The 22,154-nt window shown below is 62.2% G+C and carries 18 protein-coding genes; 12 read left to right on the top strand and 6 right to left on the bottom strand.

Going from position 1 to position 22,154, the window contains the following annotated elements; genetic code table 11:
- Positions 1-28: 28 nt before the first annotated feature.
- Both ycaO and ACRWA7_RS01110 read right to left on the bottom strand, forming a co-directional pair.
- Complete coding sequence (gene ycaO / locus ACRWA7_RS01115; protein ID WP_438390708.1) at positions 29-1,768, bottom strand: 30S ribosomal protein S12 methylthiotransferase accessory factor YcaO; 1,740 nt, start codon at positions 1,766-1,768, stop codon at positions 29-31.
- Positions 1,769-1,795: 27 nt separating this feature from the next.
- Entirely contained in the window at positions 1,796-2,383 is a 588-nt protein-coding gene (locus ACRWA7_RS01110) for a 2OG-Fe(II) oxygenase (RefSeq protein WP_438390707.1), read from the bottom strand.
- A 307-nt stretch (positions 2,384-2,690) separates the two neighbouring features.
- On the opposite strand from ACRWA7_RS01110, the gene ACRWA7_RS01105 reads away from it, so the two are divergent.
- Positions 2,691-3,746, top strand: a complete 1,056-nt coding sequence (locus ACRWA7_RS01105; RefSeq protein ID WP_438390706.1) for an LLM class flavin-dependent oxidoreductase — start codon at positions 2,691-2,693, stop codon at positions 3,744-3,746.
- Between the two features lie 54 nt (positions 3,747-3,800).
- Here the strand turns inward: ACRWA7_RS01105 and ACRWA7_RS01100 are convergent, their stop codons facing one another.
- The gene (locus tag ACRWA7_RS01100; RefSeq protein ID WP_438391021.1) at positions 3,801-4,580 is read right to left on the bottom strand and encodes a substrate-binding domain-containing protein; all 780 of its coding nucleotides are present in this window, start codon (positions 4,578-4,580) and stop codon (positions 3,801-3,803) included.
- A 577-nt stretch (positions 4,581-5,157) separates the two neighbouring features.
- Here ACRWA7_RS01100 and ACRWA7_RS01095 point away from each other — a divergent pair.
- The 5 genes from ACRWA7_RS01095 (at position 5,158) to ACRWA7_RS01075 (ending at position 10,671) form a co-directional block, all read left to right on the top strand.
- Positions 5,158-5,544 (top strand): peptidase, encoded by a 387-nt coding sequence (locus ACRWA7_RS01095; protein WP_438390705.1) that lies wholly within the window; start codon positions 5,158-5,160, stop codon positions 5,542-5,544.
- Positions 5,545-5,665: 121 nt separating this feature from the next.
- A complete protein-coding gene (locus ACRWA7_RS01090; RefSeq protein WP_438390704.1) occupies positions 5,666-6,355 on the top strand; it encodes a response regulator transcription factor in 690 nt (229 codons plus the stop codon).
- A 6-nt stretch (positions 6,356-6,361) separates the two neighbouring features.
- Positions 6,362-7,726, top strand: coding sequence for a FecR domain-containing protein (locus tag ACRWA7_RS01085; RefSeq protein WP_438390703.1), 1,365 nt, complete (start codon positions 6,362-6,364; stop codon positions 7,724-7,726).
- A gap of 9 nt (positions 7,727-7,735) precedes the next feature.
- Positions 7,736-10,105, top strand: coding sequence for a CHASE2 domain-containing protein (locus tag ACRWA7_RS01080; RefSeq protein WP_438390702.1), 2,370 nt, complete (start codon positions 7,736-7,738; stop codon positions 10,103-10,105).
- Positions 10,106-10,122: 17 nt separating this feature from the next.
- The gene (locus tag ACRWA7_RS01075) at positions 10,123-10,671 is read left to right on the top strand and encodes a DUF4136 domain-containing protein (protein ID WP_438390701.1); all 549 of its coding nucleotides are present in this window, start codon (positions 10,123-10,125) and stop codon (positions 10,669-10,671) included.
- A gap of 35 nt (positions 10,672-10,706) precedes the next feature.
- On the opposite strand, the gene ACRWA7_RS01070 is transcribed toward ACRWA7_RS01075, so the two are convergent.
- Positions 10,707-11,495 carry a hypothetical protein gene (locus ACRWA7_RS01070; RefSeq protein ID WP_438390699.1) on the bottom strand — a complete coding sequence of 263 codons (789 nt, stop codon included), beginning with the start codon at positions 11,493-11,495 and terminating at the stop codon, positions 10,707-10,709.
- Between the two features lie 229 nt (positions 11,496-11,724).
- Between ACRWA7_RS01070 and ACRWA7_RS01065 the strand changes: the two genes are divergently transcribed.
- Positions 11,725-12,873 (top strand): CaiB/BaiF CoA transferase family protein, encoded by a 1,149-nt coding sequence (locus tag ACRWA7_RS01065; RefSeq protein ID WP_438390698.1) that lies wholly within the window; start codon positions 11,725-11,727, stop codon positions 12,871-12,873.
- A 13-nt stretch (positions 12,874-12,886) separates the two neighbouring features.
- Here the strand turns inward: ACRWA7_RS01065 and ACRWA7_RS01060 are convergent, their stop codons facing one another.
- The gene (locus ACRWA7_RS01060; RefSeq protein WP_438390697.1) at positions 12,887-13,990 is read right to left on the bottom strand and encodes a glycosyltransferase; all 1,104 of its coding nucleotides are present in this window, start codon (positions 13,988-13,990) and stop codon (positions 12,887-12,889) included.
- A gap of 302 nt (positions 13,991-14,292) precedes the next feature.
- The gene (locus tag ACRWA7_RS01055; protein WP_438390696.1) at positions 14,293-15,846 is read right to left on the bottom strand and encodes a sensor histidine kinase; all 1,554 of its coding nucleotides are present in this window, start codon (positions 15,844-15,846) and stop codon (positions 14,293-14,295) included.
- A 264-nt stretch (positions 15,847-16,110) separates the two neighbouring features.
- Here ACRWA7_RS01055 and deoC point away from each other — a divergent pair, with 264 nt between their 5' ends.
- From deoC to ACRWA7_RS01030, 5 genes are all read left to right on the top strand, one after another.
- The gene (deoC, locus tag ACRWA7_RS01050; RefSeq protein ID WP_438390695.1) at positions 16,111-17,115 is read left to right on the top strand and encodes a deoxyribose-phosphate aldolase; all 1,005 of its coding nucleotides are present in this window, start codon (positions 16,111-16,113) and stop codon (positions 17,113-17,115) included.
- Positions 17,116-17,159: 44 nt separating this feature from the next.
- A complete protein-coding gene (locus ACRWA7_RS01045) occupies positions 17,160-19,562 on the top strand; it encodes an aldehyde dehydrogenase family protein (protein WP_438390694.1) in 2,403 nt (800 codons plus the stop codon).
- Between the two features lie 109 nt (positions 19,563-19,671).
- Positions 19,672-20,145 carry an RbsD/FucU family protein gene (locus ACRWA7_RS01040; RefSeq protein ID WP_438390693.1) on the top strand — a complete coding sequence of 158 codons (474 nt, stop codon included), beginning with the start codon at positions 19,672-19,674 and terminating at the stop codon, positions 20,143-20,145.
- Positions 20,142-21,077 carry a ribokinase gene (gene rbsK / locus ACRWA7_RS01035; RefSeq protein ID WP_060856522.1) on the top strand — a complete coding sequence of 312 codons (936 nt, stop codon included), beginning with the start codon at positions 20,142-20,144 and terminating at the stop codon, positions 21,075-21,077. Before ACRWA7_RS01040 ends, rbsK begins: the two co-directional genes overlap by 4 nt.
- Positions 21,078-21,093: 16 nt before the next feature.
- A complete protein-coding gene (locus ACRWA7_RS01030) occupies positions 21,094-22,140 on the top strand; it encodes an ABC transporter permease (RefSeq protein ID WP_438390692.1) in 1,047 nt (348 codons plus the stop codon).
- Positions 22,141-22,154: the final 14 nt, after the last annotated feature.

Genomic DNA, 22,154 nt, shown 5'->3' with positions numbered 1-22,154 from the left:
GCGCGATGAATGTGCTTGCAGGCCGTGCTTAATGAGTGGCTAGCGGTGTGGCTTGAGGCGCAAACAGCTTGTCGTAGGCGGCGAGCAATGTGCCGTGGATGGCGCTTCCTTCGAAATCGGGGCCGAGCATGGGAAGGCCGAAGAAACGCTCCTTGCCGTCGACCAGCGCCTGCGCCTGACGCAGCGTTTGCGCACCATACAGCAGCGTCAACGAGCGTCCAAACTCGCCGGGTTCATCGAGATTGAGCAACGCCTCGACGCAGCGATACACCAGCCAGCGCGCATGGTTCATCTGCCGGTAATGATGGATCCAGTCGCAGCCTTCGCGCGCCGCTTCCCTGTCGCCTATTGCCAGCGCCAGCAACGTCTTCAACTCGCCGACGCGCAATTCCTTCCATGTCGTCCCGACCGGTACGGCCAGCCCGAGAATTTCCCACAGCGGGCGTTCGTCGCCGAGATTCATGGTCTGGAGATCGTCCAGCAGCCTCTGGCATTCGTCGTCCTCGAGTTCGTTCAGGCGCACGAGCGCCGGACGAATCTCGTTGCCCACGCTGTTGTTCTCCCACTGCAGGTCTTCAACCGGATAAATCTCCGACATGCCGGGCACGAGGATGCGGCAGGCGTAGACGTCGAGTTCTTCGAAATCGGAGATATACACATCACGGTCTTCAGCCGCGATACACGCGCACAACCAGTCGTAATCTTCCTGCGTGGTCGTGCTGAAATTCCAGTCGGCGAACTGATAATCGGGTTCTTCGCCAAGGAATTCCCAGCTCACCACACCGCTTGAATCCACGAAGTGAATCTCGAGATTTGCGACCGCGGTGATTTCGTCCATATCGAAACCGGCTTCGGGGAAGTTCTCCAGCGACGCGAGCGACCGGCCTTGCAGCAACTCGGTCAGTGCACGTTCCAGCGCGATTTCAAAACGCGGATGCGCGCCGAAACTCGGAAACACGCCTTGATCCTTCGGATGCAGCAAGGTCACGTTCATCACCGGATAACGGCCGCCGAGCGACGCGTCCTTCACCAGAATGCCGAAACCGGCGTCGCGCAAAGCCTTCACGCCGGCAGCAATTCCCGGGTAACGCGCGATCACGTCTTCTGGGACATCCGGCAGGCACAGACCTTCGCTGATGATGCGGTACTTCACGTGGCGCTCGAAGATTTCGGACAGCGCTTGCGTGCGCGCTTCGAGCTTCGTGTTGCCCGCCGACATGCCGTTGCTGACATACAGATTGCCGATCAGGTTCACCGGGAACCACGTGGTTTCGCCGTCGCGCAGACGCGTGTAAGGCAACGCGCAGATACCGCGATCCATGTTGCCGGAGTTCAGATCGACCATCACCGAGCCGTCTATGTCGCTATCCGGGTTGTAGTACGCATGCAGTTCCGGATTCAGCAATTCTTTCGGCCACGTACCATCATCCGTGGGTGCGAACCAGCGTTCCTGCGGGTAATGAACAAACGGACGCGCGGCGCGGGTTTCGCCGAGATAGAAGTGCGTCCAGAAATAATGGCAGCCAAGGCGCTCGAAAAACTCGCCCAGCGCGCTGGCGCGCGCTGCCAGTTCGGACGCGCCCTTGCCGTTGGTGAACAGCAGCGGACAGTCGCGGTCGCGCATATGCACGGACCAGATGTTCTCAGCCGGATTGAGCCACGAGCTTTCATCGAGGAAAAAGCCGCGCGCCGCAAGCTTCTGCGTCATGGTGGCAATGGAGGTTTCCAGCGATGCGTCCTTGCCGGGAATGAAGCTTTCAGTTTGCATGATGCGGTGCCTTCATAGAGGAGGAGGTCAGGCGCGGCGCCGGAACCATCCGGTGAGCGATAACCGGTCGCGCGTGGCGGGCAGTACTTCGTGCAGCATGTCGGCGGAGAGAAACACCGCAATCCGGCTCGCGACAGGTGAAATGTCCCGTGGGTGCGAGCCCGCTGGATGCAGCCGCAGCGCACCGCCGTGCTCCGGCAGCCAGGCGGCATTCAAATAGACGACGACTGAAACGGTGCGGCTGTCGTCGTCCCGGAAGCGGTCGCGATGCGGCTTGTACGCGGCCCCTGGCGTGTAGAACGCGAAGTGGCTTTCGTATTCGTCGAGTCCCAGGAACAGCCCGCGATTCAGCGCGATCCGCAGCGTTTCCATGATCGCCAGATACTGGTCGCAGGCTTTGGACTGACCCGCTTGCAGCCATTGGATCCGGTCGCCGCGTATTTCGGGTTGCAGCGTGCGCGCCGCGCCCTGGCCGACGCGCGCGAGCGTCAAGGTTCCAGCGGTCGCCAGCGCCGCGCATTCCAGCGCGAGCGCAACGGTGAGTTCCGGTGGCAAGAAGATATCCTGCTCCGACCAGCCATGTTCATGCATCGCGTCGACAATGTGTCGATGCATGTCATCTGCGCACGCATCGGAATGCGCCGGCGAATGCGGTCGAGTCACTTATAGGGTCACTTCAATGTGCCTTCGAACGAAGGTGCGGGCTGTAAGGTCGGACGTTTCGTCCGGGGCGGGAAATCGGCGGGCTGGGGCTTGAATCCGGGCGGTCGATATTAACACCCGGGCGTGGACGTTCCCACGGGTTCGGATCTGGCGTTAGTGCGGGACGTGAAATGCAAAGAAGAAAAAAGTAAAAGCGCTTCGTTGACCGGCGCCCGCCGCGCCACGCATCATGCCCCGACACTTTCCCTTTCGGCATCACATGTCCGCGAATCCTCCCCGCTTTGGCATCTGGGCGCTTGTCCACGGTAGCCGCGCAGCACTTCAAGATCCCGACGAACCCTACGACGCCTCCTGGACCCGCAACCGCGAACTGATTCTGGAAGCCGAGCGTCTTGGCTTCGACGCCACGCTGATTGCGCAGCACACCATCAATCCGCACGATGAAAAGCTCGACCAGCTCGAAGCGTGGACGGCCTCGGCGGCGATCGCTGCACTGACCCGGCGTATCGAGATCATCACGGCAATCAAGCCGTATCTCTATCACCCGGTCGTGCTCGCGAAGATGGCGCTGCAGATCGAGGAGATCAGCGGCGGGCGCTTTGCGCTCAATCTGGTCAACGCGTGGAACCGTCCGGAACTGGCGAAAGCGGGCATCGGCTTTGCCGAGCATGACGAGCGCTATGCGTATGGCCACGAATGGATCAGCGTGGTGAGTTCGCTTTTGCGCGGCGAGCGAACTACGTTTAAGGGCCGGCATTTCGATGTCGAGGACTACATGCTGCGGCCCGCGAGCGCGTATCGCGAGCGTCCGCGAATCTACGTGGGCGGCGAATCGGAGCCGGCCCGCGCGCTGGTCGCCGACAAAGGCGACGTCTGGTTCATCAACGGCCAGCCGCTTGCGGACGTGCAGCATCTCATAGCCGATGTCGCCGCGCGCGAGCGCACAGGCGCGGCGTTGCGGTTTGGGTTATCGGCGTTTGTGATCGCGCGCGAGACCGAAAGAGAAGCGCAGGATCATCTCGATCATCTGTTCGAACTCGCCGCGAAGGATGCGCCGTTGCGCGCCATCGTGAAGCAGAACAGCGATCCGAAAACGGTCATGCACCAGACCTTCAGCAAGTCGGCGCGCGTGGGAACGAACGGCGGCACGGCGGCGGGTCTGGTTGGAAGCTACGCGACGGTTGCCGAGCGCATCGTGGCATTTCATCGGGCGGGGATCGAATTGTTCATGCTGCAATTCCAGCCCTTCGAAACCGATATGCGCCGTTTTGCACAGGAAGTCATTCCGCGCGTGCGTGAGCTTGCGGCGGACTAAAGGCGCACCATGCTTGGCTTCTAGAGCCGCACAATGACCCCCCGCATGCATTCATCAATGCGAGGCCACCGGGTCGAGTCCCGTCTGCTTCACGACGGGCAACGCAGCGGGCGACGCCAGATACTGAAGCAGCGCCTTTGCCTCGGCCGGATGCTGCGCGCCCACCGGAATGCCTGCGGCGAAGCGCGTGACCGATTGCACCGAGCCGGGGATCTTGCCCACAAACGTCACGCCTGGCACGGGCAGCAGTTCGCTCACTTGCTGAAAGCCAACCTCGTATTCACCCGTTGCAACCACTGACGCCACCGGAATCTTCGGGACCATGGTCGCCTTCGGTCGAATCTGGTCCTCGATCCCAAGCCGCTTGAACAACTCGTTCTGTATGTACACGCCGCTGGCGCTGTCCGAGTAAGCAATGGACTTCGCATGCAGCAGCGTGTCTTTCAATGCATCGATCGTGCCGATATCCGGTTTCGGCGCGCCAGTACGCACAACCATCCCAATAGGCGAGTCTGCAAGCTCGACGCGTGAACCCGGAATGACCTTGCCTTGCTTGATCAGGTCATCGAGCGCATAGCCGACCATGATGACGACATCGGCGGGTTCGCCGCGCGCCAGCCGATTTGGAATGGCTTCGGGCGCTTTCCCCATCGACGGGCCGAGCGCCGTGTCGAGCGTATTGCCGCTCGCCGCCGCGAATTGCGGCCCGAGGATCTTGTAGGCGGCAGTGAAGCCGCCTGAACTCATCACGTGTAATTCGGCGGCCTGAGCTGAAATGGCGGCCGTCAAGCCGATGAACGCACACACAGACAGCTTCAGCAAGAACGATTTCATGAGAGTCATGGATGGTTTGTAAGTCGATGAAAGCGGCAATCCGCAGCCGCGAAAGTGTAAGCGCCAGGAACCGGCAGGTCGCTAGGGGACAGCCCGGGATAGGCCGCCGCGCGAACTGTTAAATAGTGAAAACTACGCTTAAATCGCGAGTCATCGGCGGTAGAGTGGCGTATCGAAAACGCAATAGAAGTTTTGTTCGCAATTCGGAGAACTGTTTAATCCAGCGCGTGGGAGGCCGACCATGAAGCGATCAAAACGTCAGCTCGGGGATATCTGTGAAAAGCAAAAGGCTTTACCAGGGAAATCACGCGTCGAGTATTATCGATGCTGAAATAACGCATATCCGGACTGTAATGTTTCGCTGCGTCCGCTTAAGCGCCGACGGCGCGATTTTCCAGGCGCGGTATTGGCGAAACCGCTTGATGACGTTACGGGATTGCGGTCTGAGCCATATGCAGCGCGACGCGGTGCAATCCCTTTTGAGCGGACTTGCGGAACGCGATTAAATCGACATTCCATCGAGAATAAAGGCCGGGGGCTAGCAATGTTGTGCAAATCAAGCGGAGGTCCGGTTGCGTTGAAGTCGCCGATCCGGCCTGGCCAAGCCGCCAGCGGCCTGCGCCGGCTGACACTGGATCTTGAAGCCGACCGCCACGCACGTGCAGCTGTCGAGGCATATGCGGATTCATGCGCGGATGAGTTGCCCTGGCTGGCCGATATTCTGCGCAAAAAACTTGACGCGTTAAACCGGTCGGTGGAACCCGCCCGGAATCTGTTTTCAGGCTTGAATAGTGATGAGGACGGTCCGATTCCGCTGACCCATTGCGAACAAACAGCACGGCGGTTGATGACGTTCGCGCGCATGTGTGCAAAGGCGAGAGAGGATTATTCAGCGGCAGCGTGGGACCATGTAATGAAAAGCCTCGACAAGATGCTGATTCAAAATGCGATAAATAGCCGTTAAAAAGTATAATAAAACGCCGAACAGGTTTTAGACTGAAAAAATTAACGCCTTACGTATTTGGCAAGTCGACTCGAACGGTTAGCAAAAGACGGTCTGGATTATTCAACGGGGAATCAGGCAAATGCGGATTTGCGTGTTGGACGACGACCTGAGCCAGACGGAATACGTGGCTCAGACACTGACCTCGGCGGGGCATGTGTGTCAGGTATTCACGGACGGCAAGAGCCTGATTCATGAACTCAGGCGCCAGCCATTCGACCTGTTGCTGCTGGACTGGAACATGCCGGAAATGCCGGGAGACATCGTGCTGAAATGGATCAGGCAAAATCTCACCACGAATTTGCCGGTTCTGTTCCTGACAAGCCGCAGCCTGGAAAGCGATATCGTCAAGATGCTCAACGCCGGCGCCGACGACTACATTCTCAAGCCGGTTTCGCCGCCCGTGCTGCTCGCGCGCGTGGAGGCGTTGCTGCGCCGGATTTATCTGCAGCAAAAAGACGCGGCGCATGAGACCTACGGCATTTATAGATTCGATATCGCCACTCAACTCGCCGCGGTCAATGGCGAAACGGTCGCGCTGACACAAAAGGAATTCGAACTGGCGCTGCTGCTGTTTCGCAACCTGTCGCGGCCGTTGTCGCGCACGCATATTCGCGAGTCGGTGTGGCGGCAAGATGTCGACATTCCCTCGCGCACCATCGATACACACGTGTCGCAGATCCGCTCCAAGCTGGTGTTGCGGCCTCAAAACGGATACCGCATCACGCCGATTTATAGCTACGGCTACCGGCTGGAAAAAGTGGGGGAATGATTCGTCGTGAATGGGTTCAGTCAAACCGGGCGCGCCGCCGCGATGGTGTCCGCCATCGTCCTTAGCGTGCACCCCGCGCACGCGAAACGCATGCCGCCCGACATTACGCCGTACGTGGTGCAGTCCGACGATTCGCTCTACACGCTCGCTGACCGGTACATGGAAAGTCCTGACGACTGGCGGCTTTTGCGCGATCTCAATCACGTCGCGAATCCGCGCCGTTTGCAGGTCAATTCTCGCCTTGCCATGCCGACCGCGCGCCTCAGGCAGGTGTCGCTGACCGCGCGGGTAGAGGCGGTGCGCGGCAGCGTCGAAAAAAGCACGGCGCCGGGCGTGCCATTCATCCCGGTCGGCGCCGGCGTGTTGCTGCAAGAGGGCGACGAAGTCCGCACGGGCCGCGACGCATTCGTATCGATGACACTGCCTGACGGATCGCACGTCGTGCTGCCATCGAGCAGCCGGATCCGGATCGCGCGCTTGCGCAAGACGCTCCTCACGGGCGCGGTCGAGCGGCGCTTCGACCTCAAGCAAGGCGAAGTCACGACCGATGTCACACCGCTCAGGAATCCGCGCGATTCGTTCCGCGTCACCTCGCCTTCGGTGGTCGCGGGCGTGCGCGGCACGCGTTTTCGTGTGAATTATCTGGCGCAGCAGGACGCCACGACGGTCGAAGTGCTCGCGGGTAAGATCGGCGTGGACAGTTCGCCGGATGGTTCGGCCACGCCGCAACCGATTCAGGGCGACGCCGAGACGGTGGTCGTGGCGGGCTATGGCAACGTCACGCTTACGGGCGCAACCGCGGGCGCTCCGGTGCCGCTGCTGGGTGCGCCCGATATTGTGGAACCGGACAGGCTGCAGCGTTTCGCGCAAGTCGAATTCGACTTGACGCCGGTCGATGGCGCCAGCGCGTATCGCACGGAGATCGCCGCCGACGCCGGTTTCCTCGACCTGCTGCGTGACCAGCGTTCGACTGGCCGGCACGTGGCCTTCGACGACATTCCGGATGGCAACTACTTCGTGCGCGTGTCCGCCACGGACCGGCAAGGCATAGACGGCTTGCCGCAAGTGTTCACGTTCATCCGCCGCGTCGATACCACCAACCCCAGCGCCGCGCCGACCGAAAGCGGCGGCTATGCGTTCCGCTGGCACGTGGACAGCGCGTCACCCGGCGCGCGGTATCGGTTCGTCCTGTCCACGCACGCCGACCTGAGCGCGCCGCTTGTCGATCTGCTCGATGTAGCCGGCGGCGCCATGTCAGTCGCGCATCTGGCGCCGGGCACGTACTACTGGAGCATCGGTGTCGATGTCTTCGAGAACGGCCGCGTCGTCTCGGTTCCCGGCGAAATCCATTCGTTCAACCAGACGCGATAGGCGCGACGCATGCCATGGCGCCTTCCTTTTCATAACCGGCGCGGGCCAGGTCCGTCGACGGGCAAGCGGTTTCTGCTCGAATGGACGCTGATCGGCGCAATCGGGATTGCGGCCGTGGTTCATGGCGTCGTCAGCCCGCTGACGGAGCGCGCGAGCTTCCTGTTCTACGACCAACTGCTGCTGCATTCGAAACGCGAGGCGGCGCGGGACATCGTGATCGTTGCTATCGACGACGAAAGCATCGCCGAACTCGGGCGCTGGCCTTGGCCGCGGGACACGCACGCGGCGCTGCTGGAGCAGATCGCGAAAGCGAAGCCGCGCGCCATTGCTTACGACGTGCTGTTCACGGAGTCATCGCCCGGCGACGCCGCTTTCGCCAAGGCAATGAAACGCGTGCCGACCTATCTGCCATTGCTGGTCGATCGCCAGCCGGTCAACCAGAGCGTGCCGGCCGCCGTCGAACCGGTTGCAGCGCTGCGCGATGCCGCCGCGGGCATTGGGCATATCGATCTCGATGTCGACCGCGACGGCATTGCGCGAAGCGTCTCGCTCTTCGAAGGCAGCGGCCGCGACTGGTGGCCGGGGCTGATGGTGCCGGTGTACCGGGCGTTGCGCGGGCCGCGTGCGCCGCTCCCCGGCATGCAAAGAAAGGAAGCCGCTCCCGCCGATGACCTCAAGCGCGCACATCGAATGATGATTCCGTTCTCGCGTGCATCGGTCGAATACCCGCGCGTGTCGTTTGCATCCGCAATGCGCGGCCAGGCGCCGCCCGAGTTCTTCGCGGGCAAGATCGTGCTTGTCGGCGCAACGGCCGCCGGATTGCGCGACCGTTTTGCCACGCCGATATCCGGCGCTGTCGGCGAATTGCCGGGTGTCGATATCCACGCGACGATCCTCGACGCGCTGCTCAATGACAGCGCCATCGAACCCATGGACGATCACGCCGCCGCGTGGGCCAATGTCCTGCCCATCGTGCTGTTGCTGGGCGGCTTGCTGGTGATGTCGCCGTTCCAGTCGCTGATACTGACAATCGGGCTCGCGCTCGCCAGCCTCGTCGCGAGCGCCGCGTTGATGTATGCGCGCTCGTGCTGGCTGTCGCCGGTTCCCGCGCTCGGCGGCCTGGTGCTGATCTACTTGCTGTGGAGCTGGCGGCGTCTCGAAGTCGCCATGTCCTATCTCGGCCAGGAACTGCGCCTGCTTGCCGCCGAACCGAACCTGCTGCCCGGATCCGATCAAAAAGCGCAGGGCGCGGCCGGCGACGTGCTCGAACGGCTGATCGGACTCACGCGCGAGGCCGTGCAACGCCAGCGCAACATGCGGCAATTCATCTGGGACAGTCTGAACAGCCTGCCGGAACCCATCGTGGTCTGCGATCACGAAGGACGCATCCTGCTGGTCAACGACCCCGCGCGCTTCCAGCTTGGCCCCATGCATTTCACCGACATGTCCATCATGGACATGTTCAGCACGTTCCATTTCGTGCGCCTCGTCGACGAAACCAGCCGCGACGTTTCATGGCCTGCTGTCCTCGATCCTCGCGTGAGCGGCCATGCGGATGTGATGACGCGCGGCATTGAAGTGCGCGACCGCCGTGGCCGCGATCACATGCTGCGCTACGCGCCCTGCACGACCAGTACGGGCGGATTGCCGGGATGGATTGCAAGCTGGATCGATATCACCGCGCTGCACGCGTCCGAACGCCAGCGCGACGACATGCTGCACCTGCTGTCTCACGACATGCGTTCGCCGCAGGCATCCATTTTGGCGCTGCTTGAAACCGAGCGGCCGCATCTCGATTCGCCGCGCGCGGTGGACCTGATCGCGCGCGTTGAGCGCTACGCGCGCCGCTCCCTCGCACTCGCAGATGACTTCGTGCAACTGGCGCGCGCCGAGTCGCAGCATTACCAGATGGAACTTCTGAACCTGCACGAACTTGCCATCGATGCCAGCGACGAGATCTGGCCGCAGGCCAATGCCAAGCATATCGATGTGCGATGCGGCTGTGAGGGCGAACACTTCTGGGTGCTGGCCGACCGTTCCCTGATGACGCGCGCGCTGATCAACCTGCTCAGCAACGCGGTCAAATACAGCCCGCCCGCGACGCGCGTGGATTGCATCGTCAGGGCGACGCCCGAGGCTGTGATCTGCGTGGTCCGCGATCAGGGCTACGGGATTGCGCGCGAACAGCAGGCGCATCTTTTCGAGCGCTTTCGCCGTTTTCACGCCGCCGGGCAGCCTGCGAGCGACGGCACCGGCCTTGGCATGGCGTTCGTCAAGACCGTGGTCAGCCGCCACGCGGGCGACATCGCGATTGAAAGCGGCCTGAACATGGGCACGACCGTGACGATCACGCTGCGCACGCACGCCGTCGAGCCATAACGAATTCGAGGAGCAAAGTGAAACTACGATCGATGTCAGGCGCCGTGCTTCTTCTCGCGTTGCTGTGCGGCTGCGCGGGCGAGCAACCGGTGCGCGTCAGCGCATATCGCGAAAGCGCTTTTTCCACGGACGGCGCCGCGAGGACTTATGCGCTTCAAATGCAGGCGGGGGCGGACAGCAATGCTGCCCGGTTACTCGATGACGCAATGACGGCCCAGGGTCTGCGGCCCGCATCCACGGACAACGCCGACTACCTGATCGAGCTTGGCTACGCGACCCGCCCACAGCGCGTCCGGGTTCAGGCCGCGTGTTTATCGGCGGCGTCCGAAAGCGCGTGCGGCGACACTGAAGCGCCGCCGCGATTCTTTGGGCGCAAGCGATACGTGCACGCGCTGACGGTTCAATTTGTGGAACGCGCGAGCGGGGTGACGGTGTATCGGGTCAGCGTCACGCACGCCGACCGCGATCCGGATCCAGACGCGGCGTTACCCGCGCTGATGAAGTGCGCATTCGCGGGATTTCCGTTGCAAAACGCCGAACGGCGCGAGCTTGCGCGCTGCGATTGAAGGCTGTTTAACGTCTCCAGGGCGTTCGCGCGCCATCACTTCACGACATGCAGTCCCTTCGCGAGCACCACGCCTTTCTCGCGATTGATGAGCCACACATCGCCAACATGCGCATGCAGCGTCGCGGTGCGCGTGGTGATGTCGGTGGGTTCTTCGTTGGTTGGATCGCTATGCTCGACGGTCTCGGTCAGATAAGGCGGCACGACCCGGCAAATCAGCACAAGCGCAAGATCGCCGTCGCCCGCGGCTTCGAACTCTGCTTCCGGCAACACGAAGCGCCCGCGTACCGTGGTCTTGTTCCGCTTGGCCGCAGTAATGTCCAGTTCGATCACATCGACGTTCTGGATGTATCCCTTCGCCTTCGCCTCCGCCGCGATGACCAGCTTCCGCCCGCCCGGTCCCATGATGGTTTTTTTCAGCACGATGGCATCGGGATGATCGCTGTCCGAGAGGTCTACGTCGACGGTCATGACATGGACTTTCGCGCGATACCTGATGCCATACGGCGCCGGCACCACGAACGCGAGATCGCGGGCCAGATTCGCGTCTGTCAGCACGGGATCGTGGAGCGTCTTGGGCAGCGCCGTGCCGATCAGGTCTTCCACGCGATGAGCGAACGTGCGTGTCTTGCCGGGTGTGAGTTTCCTGGCAAGCGCGTCCCTGACGGCCACTGGGTCGTCGCCGGTGAAATTGGGCGTCACGGCCAGTTCGGCCACAGGCGCCGGCGCCGTGCCGCTGGCGGGTTGCGCCTGCACTTGCCCCGATAAACACAAAAGCACGCAAGCGGCGCCAAGGCTCGCACGCCCGAATGGCTGAAGACGCATTAGCAGACTCCCCATGGATGATCGCGGACCGCTGGCTGGTCTTCGTACTGCTTGAGCAGCACATCAGTTTCCAATTCTATTCGATGGTGCCGGCCGCAATTAAATCGACTGCGCGAGGTGTAGAGTCTATTGAGTCTCTTGAATCAATGCGCTTTTTCTTGCGGACACTCCAAGGATAAATCGATATGAAATCGCCAGTCATTTGCGTGCTGATCGCCGGGCTTAGGACATGAGCGGGCCGCTGAAGGGGATTCGCGTGGTCGAAATGGTGGGGCTCGGTCCCGGTCCGTTCGCCGCCATGATGCTCGCCGACATGGGCGCTGAAGTCATTCGCATCGACCGGAAACCGGCAAGCGGTGCGACGCCTTATCCCATGCAGGGCACCCGGTTCGACGTGATGGCGCGCGGGCGTCGCTCCCTGGCTCTCGACCTGAAGCAACCGGAAGGGCGCGAACTGGCGCTGCATCTGATCGGTCAGGCCCATGCGTTGATCGAAGGATTTCGCCCCGGCGTCATGGAGCGGCTCGGGCTTGGACCGGACATATGTCTCGGGCGCAATCCGAAGCTCGTCTATGGACGCGTGACCGGCTGGGGCCAGGACGGGCCGCTCGCCAACGCCGCCGGCCACGACCTGAACTACATCGCGATGAGCGGCATGCTGCACGAGATCGGCCACGCCGGCGCGCCGCCGGTGCCGCCGCTGAACCTGCTGGGGGACTTTGGCGGGGGCGGGATGATGCTCGCGTTCGGCGTGCTGTGCGCGCTGCTGGAGGCGCGAGGCTCGGGGCAGGGACAGGTCGTCGACGCGGCCATGGTCGAGGGCTCGGCGCTGCTTGGCGCGATGATCTACGGCTACAAGGCGTTCGGTGCATGGACGGGCGAACGCGGCTCGGCCATGCTTGCTGGCGGCGCGCATTTCTACACTACGTACGCGTGCTCGGACGGCAAGTTCGTATCGGTGGGATCGATCGAGCCGCAGTTCTACGCGCTGCTGCTCAAGCTCTGCGATATCCACGATCCCGAGTTCGACAATCACATGGACCGCAGCAAATGGCCCGCGTTGAAAACGAAGATCGCCGCCATCTTCGCGACAAAACCACGGCAGGCGTGGTGCGAGTTGATGGAAGGCACGGACGTGTGTTTCGCACCGGTTCTCGACATGGACGAAGCGCCGCTGCACGCGCATAACCGGGCGCGCGGCGTGTTTGTTGATATCGATGGCGTGACGCAGCCGGGACCCGCGCCGCGATTCAGCCGCACCGCGCCCGAAGTGAGCGCGCCCCCCGCGAGTCCGGGACAGCACAGCGAAGCGATTCTCCGCGACTGGAATGTACCGGGAGAGACTATCGAGTTGCTGCGGCAAAAGAACGTGATCTAGGCACCGCCGCGCGTTACTCCGCCACTGGTTCCTCGGCTACTTTGCGTCGCCCCACGACTGACTCGAAGAACTGCTCGTAGCGCCTGTGGCATGCTCGCCAGCCGAACTCATCGGCCGCCAGGGTGTTGGCTGAGCCTTGAGCCGCCGCCGGCCAGGAATCGCTAATCGCGCGCACGATGCCGGGAAGTTCGCTGATGTCGTCGAAGAGACGGACGTTGTCGAACTTGTTGGCCGCCCATTTCATGAAGGGCGTCGAGCGCGAGATCACGAGCGGCACGCGTCCGATTGCCTCGAAAAAGGCGCCGCTCACCAGCATGGAATCGGCCGCGTGCGGCAGGATGATCACGTCCGTGTTGACGACGTCTTGCGCGAACTCGGCATCCGACAGGAACTTGGCGTCCAGATTGACGGCGCTTCGCAGCGACCGTCTGTCGAGAATTTCGTTGAGCGTCGCGAGATACGCCTCGGTGCCCAGACCGGCGATAAGCAGATTGCATTCGCTGGGCCAGTTTTCCAGAACGGCGTCGATTTGCTTATAAGGACGGATCACGCCGAGCAGCGAAAACAATGGCTTGCCGCTGTCTTTCTTCGGCACGGTCGGCGATTGACCCGGCGCATCCCAGTAGAGCGGATGTGGGAGATACGTGGCGTTGTATTTCTCTTCGAAGTTCGGCGCATGGACCACACGGAAATCGGCCAGTCCGCGAATGAAGGACATGACGCGCTTGGCGAGCCGCCTGTTGAAGCCGGTGGTGTCGTGAACCACGTGGTCATGCACAAAGTACACCGTCTTCGCTCTTGCAATGGTTATCAGCGTGCAATAGAAAGCGAAAAGCAGGCTGCCCGAGACGCTGAACTGGGCGCGGCCTTTTTCCCGCTTGAATGGCCGGTATTCGAGCCAGTGAAACACCAGTACGTTGTCCGGTTTGAATAACTGGGTGAATCCGCCTTGCAGCAAACCCTTGACGGAAAGGGGCATGACCTCGTAGCCAATCTCGGTGAATAGATTTTTCTGTATCTCTATATAGCGATTGGTGTAGTTGGTGAATGGGCACATCAGGATTTTCGTGCGCGACTCATTCGACTGCCTGCTGTCCTGGTTGCTGATCTTGGTCATATGCACGTATCCGGTTGGACTGATTCGAAGGGATCGTCGCGAGCGAATGCCGAACGGCAAGGATCGCCGCCCGGGCTGCAGATCGGTAAGCCAATCTTCCTGGGAATGCGCAACGGCGACGCAGATACTTGATTGGCCTCAGCTTAACATCCGGTAAAACGGCGTGCTGTATCGATTTGTATGTCTGATATGCGATCTGTTCAAATGGCCGATTATGGTGGCCGATTATGTTGAGCCGGATTTAATCGAATGGCTGATTTAATCGAAATGTAATTGCTTGATAAACTGCTTTCAACCCGGCTTCAACCCGGCGCGAATCTCACCACAATCCGGCTATAAGGCACGTTTCGATCGACCGTCACGGCGCCCACTCCCTTGCCGGCATAGGTCGTCACCAGCCGCATGCCGAGACCCGTGCCTTGCGGTTTCGGAAAGTCGTTTGGAAACCCGTCGCCTTCGTCCTCGACGGCGAGCAACACAGCGTCGCTCGTGCGTTCAAGCTTGACGCGCACCTTGCCGCGGCCGTATTTGAGCGCATTGGTCACGAGTTCAGCCGTGACAAGCCCGAGCGGCGCGAGGCGCGCGGCAGGCAACACAACAGATTCACCTTCGAGGATGACTTCCCGGTCGGCGGCGAGTTCGGCCAGGTCGGCGGTCAGCCCGCGCAAGTAGCTGGTTGCGTCCGTGGCTTCGGCGCCATCGTCCTGATAGAGCCGATGGTGCACGGAGCCGACAGTGCGCACCCGCGTGGCGGCGGCCTGCAACTGCATGGTGACGGATTTGTCGCCTGCAAGGTTCGCCTGGAGCGCGAGCAGCGTCTGCACGAGTTGCAGGCTGTTGCGCACGCGGTGATGCACCTCCTTCATCATCAGCGCGGAGTTGCCCAACTGGATTTCCTGGCTCGACACCAGCGCGGCAAGCTTCTCTTCATTCTCGTGCCGCTCGGTCACGTCGCGCATGGTGAGCACGACGCGTTTGACGTGGTCGTCGGTATCGCGGATCGGCGAGACCGACACGTCCCACCAGCGCGCATCGCCGGTGAAGGTCGGGCAGGGGCCTTCGAAGCGCGTGGGTTCGCCTCGCGCCGCCGCCTCCAGCGCGTGCAGAACCTTGCCGCGCTGCTCCTCGGGCCAGAGGTCCAGGCAATGCGTGCCGCCAATGTCCGCGAAGTCGTCGATACTCAACGCCGCGAGCCCGTTGTCGTTCATGAACTCCACACCGCCTTCCAGCGACAGCACCTGAATGCAATCGGTGCTCGCGTTCAGCACGCTGGTGGAAAACAGTTCGTCGGCGTCCGTCTGGGATTCGGCCACGAGGCGCTCGCGGCTCATCGAGATCACATTCGCGATGGCTTCCAGGAAAACAATGTCGGTTTCGCTGAAGTCTTCGTCGTCGGAACTGTCGGCTTCCAGCACCCCGAAGGTTTCCGGAATGCCGCGAATCGGCACGTTGATGGCGCGCTTGATGCCGTGGCGGGTCAGCAGTTCGGGCGTGCGAAAGCGGTGTTCCGCGCCCAGGTGATTCGAGAGCACCGGCTGCCCGCTCGTGAACGCGTGGCCGGCGGGACTGGCGTCGTCGGCGCTCAGTTCCGTCGTGCCAATATCCGCCGGGTCCCAGCCCACGCCCGCTTCCAGCACGAAGGTCTGGCTTTCCGGCTGATAGCGCAGGACTTTGACAAAGCGCGAATGCAATCCCGCCGATACCGCCTTGCACGCTTCGTCGAGCAGTGCGTCGGCGTTGTGCAGGCGCAGGACGGAGGTCGCGAACTGGACGGCGATTTCGTGCTGCAGTCGCAAGCGGCTTACCGACCGGTCTACTGCGCTGCGGATGGTTTCTTCGGGTGGCAATGCGTCCATCAAACTCTCCTCGGCGGCAGCGCCGTGTCGGTGTGTATCACGCGCCGACGATCCGCCTTTGATACACGATTCTAACCGCGAGAACAATCTTGACGATTTCTGGCTGATTCCGATGAATTGTTGGCGTGCGATTCCGGGCCGCTCCGCCGAGAAAACAAAGCGCATGTACGCGTATTCCCGGATGTTATGATCGTAACAACATAATGTTAGAATGCTGTATCGATTAACCGGAAAATGTTGTGCGTTGCACAACCGGCCCTACTCATGCTCGATGTCGCCTCCCAATCTGTCGTTCCGTTGCGCGGAAAACCTCAAACCGGCCATGCCGAGCGCAATCCCGGTATGCCGCTGGATCTGTCGTGGATCGACGGTTTGCGCGTGAATCAATCGGCGGTCGGCCGGCGCGTCAGTACGCTCGGCACGCGCCGCGCCGTCAAGAAGGACGCGCAGGCCGCGTGGCTGCTGAAGGCAATCACGTGCATTGACCTGACCACGCTCAATGGCGACGATACCGCCGCGCGCGTTGAACGCCTGTGCGCGAAGGCACGCCGCCCGGTGCGCGACGACCTGCTCGAAGCGCTCGGCATGCCGCCCGGCATTACAACCGGCGCGGTGTGCGTGTATCACCGCTTTGTTGCGACCGCGGTCGCGGCGCTTCACGGCAGCGGCATTCCGGTCGCGGCGGTATCGACGGGATTTCCCGCCGGCCTGATTCCGCACCCGCTGAAGCTGAAGGAAATCGAGGCGTCTGTTGCAGACGGCGCGGCGGAAATCGATATTGTCGTCACGCGCGAACACGTGCTGACGGGCAACTGGCAAGCCCTCTACGAAGAAATGCGCGATTTTCGCGCGGCATGCGGCCCGGCGCATATCAAGGCGATTCTCGCAACGGGCGATATCCGCACGTTGTCGAACATCGCCAAGGCGTCGATGGTCTGCATGATGGCCGGCGCCGACTTCATCAAGACGTCGACGGGCAAGGAAGGCGTGAACGCCACGCTCGACGTCTCGCTCGTCATGGTGCGCATGATTCGCGAATACCTCGAGCGCACCGGCGTGATGATCGGCTTCAAGCCTGCGGGTGGCGTGTCCACGGCCAAGTCGGTGCTCGAATACCAGATCCTGATGAAAGAGGAACTCGGCCGCGAATGGCTCGAGCCGGAGCTGTTTCGAATCGGCGCGTCGAGCCTGCTCGCCGATATAGAACGGCAACTCGAGCATCACGTGACTGGCCGGTATTCGGCTTTTCACCGGCATCCCGTGGCATGACATTCGCCTGAATTCTCCGCATCACTCTCTTACATGAGCTCCCAATGAGCGTAGCCGACTACTTCTCCTCGATGGATTACGGACCTGCACCGGAAGACGATGGCGCCGCGCGCGCGTGGCTGGACCAGCATGCGAACGGCTTGGGTCATTTCATCGATGGCGCGTTTCGCGAGCCGTCAGCCGGCGAGCGCTTCGACTCCACGGAACCCGCTACCGGGCGGTTGCTTGCAAGCATTGCACAAGGCGATCAGGCCGATGTCGATGCGGCGGTCGATGCCGCCGAACGTGCGTTGCCTGCGTGGCAGGCGCTGGGCGGCGCGGGCCGCGCGCGTCATCTGTATGCGTTGTCGCGGATGGTCCAGCGCAATGCGCGGCTCTTTTCCGTGCTCGAATCGCTCGATAACGGCAAGCCGATCCGCGAGTCGCGCGACATCGACATACCGCTTGTGGCAAGGCATTTCCTGCATCACGCGGGTTGGGCGCAATTGCAGGACCGCGAGTTCGCCGAGTGGGCGCCGCTGGGTGTGATCGGCCAGATCGTGCCGTGGAATTTTCCGCTGCTGATGCTCTCGTGGAAGATCGCGCCCGCGCTTGCGCTCGGCAATTGCGTGGTGCTGAAGCCGGCCGAATACACGCCGCTCACCGCGTTGCTGTTCGCCGAACTGGCGGCGCGCGCGGGTTTGCCCGCGGGCGTGCTGAACGTGGTCACGGGCGACGGCCGCACGGGCGCCGCGCTGGTCGAGCATCCGCGTGTGGCGAAGATTGCGTTCACGGGTTCTACCGAAGTCGGCAAGCAGATTCGCGTGGCGACCGCGGGCTCGGGCAAATCGCTGACGCTGGAACTGGGCGGCAAGTCGCCGTTCATTGTGTTCGATGACGCCGATCTCGACAGCGCGGTGGAAGGTGTCGTCGATGCGATCTGGTTCAACCAGGGACAAGTATGTTGCGCGGGTTCGCGGCTGCTCGTGCAGGAAGGCGTGGAAAAGCGGTTCATCGACAAGCTGAAGCGCCGCATGGATACGCTGCGCGTGGGGCCGTCGCTGGACAAGGGCATCGACATGGGCGCGATTGTCGATACGGTTCAGCTCGAACGCATTCAGTCGCTGGTGGCGCGCGGGGTTGAGGAAGGCTGCGAGATTCATCAGCCCAAAGGCGTGCGGATGCCGGATGAAGGCGCGTTCTATCCGCCGACACTCGTGACGAATGTCGCGCCGTCTTCCACGCTGGCGCAAGACGAAATCTTCGGGCCCGTGCTCGTAACCATGAGTTTTCGCACGCCCGACGAAGCCGTCGCGCTGGCGAATCATTCGCGCTACGGGCTCGCCGCGAGCGTATGGAGCGAGACCATTGGGCGCGCACTCGATATTGCACCGCGTCTGGAATGCGGCGTGGTCTGGATCAACGCGACCAATCTCTTCGACGCGGGCGTGGGCTTCGGCGGATATCGCGAATCGGGCTTCGGTCGCGAAGGCGGACGCGAGGGGATTTACGAGTATCTGAAGCCGCGTGCGTGGTCTAAGCTGGCCGTCCGCACTGCTGCTTCTGCGCAGGCCGCCGCGTCCGTGTCCGCTTCTGGTCCTGCTTCGGAAAGCAACGTCAGCGCGCTGGATCGCACGGCGAAATTGTTTATCGGCGGGAAGCAGGTGCGGCCGGATAGCGGTTATACGCGGCTCGTGCATGCGCCGTCGGGCAATATCGTGGGCGAGGTCGGCGAGGGCAGCCGCAAGGATGTACGCAATGCGGTGGCTGCCGCGCGCGGCGCAGGAAAGTGGTCGCAAGCGAGCACGCACAACCGCGCGCAAGTGCTGTATTACCTCGCGGAAAACCTGTCGGCGCGTTCGGACGAATTCGCGCGGCAACTCGTGGCGCGAACCGGTGTGTCTTCGGCGCTTGCCGCGCGCGAAGTCGAGGCATCGATCACGCGGTTGTTCACTTACGGCGCGTGGGCCGACAAGTTCGACGGCGCAGTGCATTCGCCGCCGCTCAAAGGCGTGGCGCTCGCAATGCACGAACCGCTCGGCGTGATCGGCGTGGTGTGTCCGGACGAAGCGCCGCTGCTGGGCCTCGTTTCGCTGATTGCGCCGGCGCTTGCATTGGGCAATCGCGTGGTGGCCGTGCCGAGCGAAACTTGCCCGCTGATGGCGACGGATTTTTATCAGGTGGTCGAGACGTCGGACGTGCCGGCGGGCGCGCTGAACATCGTCACGGGCGAGCGCAAGCCGCTGGCCTCGACGCTCGCGAAGCATGACGATGTCGACGCGCTCTGGTCGTTCGGCGGCGCGGATGTATCGGCGATGGTGGAACGTGAGTCCGTTGGCAACCTGAAGCGCACGTTCGTGGATCATGGCCGCGTATTCGACTGGTTCGATTCGAACGTGGCGGAAGGCTTGCCGTTCCTGCGGCAAGCCGTGCAGGTGAAGAACATCTGGATTCCCTATGGCGACTGAGTCCTGACCCGGCCGCACCGAGGGCGAATCCGCAGTAGAAGCAGAAGAAATAGAATCGTGAGCGCTTGACCTCGCACGACAGCGAGGCCGCTCAACTGAAGGAGACACAATGCTCAAGAATCTCGATCCGCTGCTGAACGCCGACATCCTGCATGCGCTTTGCGCAATGGGCCACGGTGACGAAGTCGTGATCTGCGATGCCAATTTCCCGGCGGATTCCGTCGCGCGCCAGACCGCTCTCGGCCACGTGCTGCGACTCGACGGCGTGGATGCGCCGCGCGCGATCCGCGCGGTGTTGTCGGTATTTCCGCTGGACAGTTTTGTCGATCATCCCGCCGAGCGCATGGAAGTCGTCGGCGACGCAAACGCGCTTCCCGCCGTGCAACGCGAAGCACAGAGCGAAGTCGATGCGGCCGAAGGCCGTGCCACGCCGTTTGCTTCTGTCGAACGCTTCGCGTTCTATGAGCGTGCGAAGAAAGCGTATTGCGTGATCGCGACCGGCGAAGCGCGCGGCTATGGCTGCTTCATCTTCAAAAAGGGCGTGAACCTTGCGCCCGACGCGCCTTCGGGGAACGCCAAATGAGCCGCAGCGTCGTCATTCTCGGCATCTACGTGACGGACCTGACGTTTCGCGCCGCGCGCATGCCGCTGCTGGGCGAGACCATTGCCGGATCGGCTTTCGCGATGGGGCCCGGCGGCAAGGGTTCGAATCAGGCGGTCGCAGCGGCGCGCGCGGGCGCCAACGTGATCTTCTGCACGCGCCTGGGCGCGGACGCGTTCGGCGAGATTGCGCGCTCGACGTGGGCCGCCGAAGGCATCACCGCGCGTGCCACAGCAACGCCGGGCGTGGCCACGGGCGCGGCGCATATCTTCGTGGACGACGTCACGGGCGGCAACGCGATCATCGTGGCGTCCGGGGCTGCCGGACATTTGTGCCCGGAAGACGTGGACGCCATCGAGGCGGACATAGCGTCCGCCGCTGTCTTCGTCACGCAGCTCGAACAACCCGTTGAGGCGGCGCGGCGCGGGCTGGAAATCGCGCATCGGCATGGTGTGACGACCGTGTTCAATCCAGCACCGGCGTTCCCGCTAGATGACGGCATCTTCCCGCTGTGCGACTACATCACGCCGAATGAAACCGAAGCGACGGCGCTTACGGGCGTAGCCATCTCTTGCGTGGACGACGCACGCAAAGCCGCCGATGTATTGCTTGGCAAAGGCGTGAAAGCGGTGATCGTGACGCTTGGCGAAGCGGGCGCGTTGCTGCATACGCCCGAGGAATCGGTGCTGGTGCCGGCGTTCAATTGCGGCCGTGTCGTGGAAACGGCGGGCGCGGGCGACGGCTTTACCGGCGGTTTCGCGGCGGCGCTCGCACGCGGCGAAAGTGCGCTCGATGCAGTACGTTTCGGCTGCGCGCTCGCGAGCCTGTCGGTGACGCGCGCCGGTACTGCGCCGTCCATGCCGAAGCTCGCCGAGATTCACGCCGTGCTCGGCGAACAAGCTCAACATTCCTGAACGGAGGAGCGCCCGAATGTCTGCATCGAAATGGCTCGCCGAATGGCTCGCCGACCGGCAACTGAATTTCCTGGTCGCGGTAAACCTGCTGGTCGTGATCGTTGCGACGGTTTTATCGCACGGACAGTTCGTCGATATCGACAACCTCCAGTCGATGGGAAGCCAGTTGCCCGAGCTTGGCTTGCTCGCGCTCGGCATCATGCTCTCGATGGTATCGGGCAATGGCGGCATTGACCTGTCGGGTGTCGCGCTCGCCAATCTTTCCGGCATGGTCGCGGCGCTGGTGCTGCCCATGTTCATTTCCGCCGACGATTCACCCGTGCTCTATACGGCTGTCTTCTGCGCGATCACCGTGTCGCTCGGATTGATCGGCGGCTTGATGAACGGCGTGATCATCGCGCGGCTGAAGCTCACGCCGATTCTATGCACGCTCGGCACGTCGTTGTTGTTCACGGGCATTGCCGTGGTGTTGAGCAACGGCGCGTCGGTGCGCGTGGAATATCTCGATGCGCTTTCGGCAATCGGCAATGGCACGTTCCTGCAAGTGCCCATATCGCTGTGGATCTTTGTGGCGACCGTGTTGCTGCTCGGCTGGCTGTTGAAGCGCACGCCGTTCGGCTTGCGGCTCTACCTGATGGGCACGAACCCGAAGGCCGCGTTCTACGCCGGCATTCCGCGCGACCGCATGCTGATCGTGACGTATGGCATGTGTGGCGTGCTGGCGTCGCTTGCCGGACTGATCAGCGCGACACATACGTCAAGCGCGAAGTGGGATTACGGCAACTCGTACTTGCTGATCGCAATCCTGATCGCCGTGATGGGCGGCGTGAATCCTGCGGGCGGTTATGGGCGCATTGTGTGCGTGTTCCTCGCCGCAACCGTGCTGCAGTTTTTGTCGAGCCTCTTCAATTTGCTGGGTGTATCGCAGTTCTTCGGCGATTGCGCCTGGGGTTTTCTGCTGCTGGCGTCGCTGGCGCTGGCCGGTGGCGAACGCGTTCGCGCGATCTTCGGATTGGGCGGCGCGACGCCCGTAACGAAGGTGCCAAAACCACCCGCTGCATGACTTTCGCTTCATCT

This window comes from Caballeronia sp. DA-9, assembly GCF_051615025.1.
In the GTDB taxonomy this organism is placed as follows: Bacteria; Pseudomonadota; Gammaproteobacteria; order Burkholderiales; family Burkholderiaceae; genus Caballeronia; species Caballeronia sordidicola.
The sequence above is the reverse complement of the archived record's forward strand: the minus strand, read 5'-3'. Positions and strand labels throughout refer to the sequence as shown.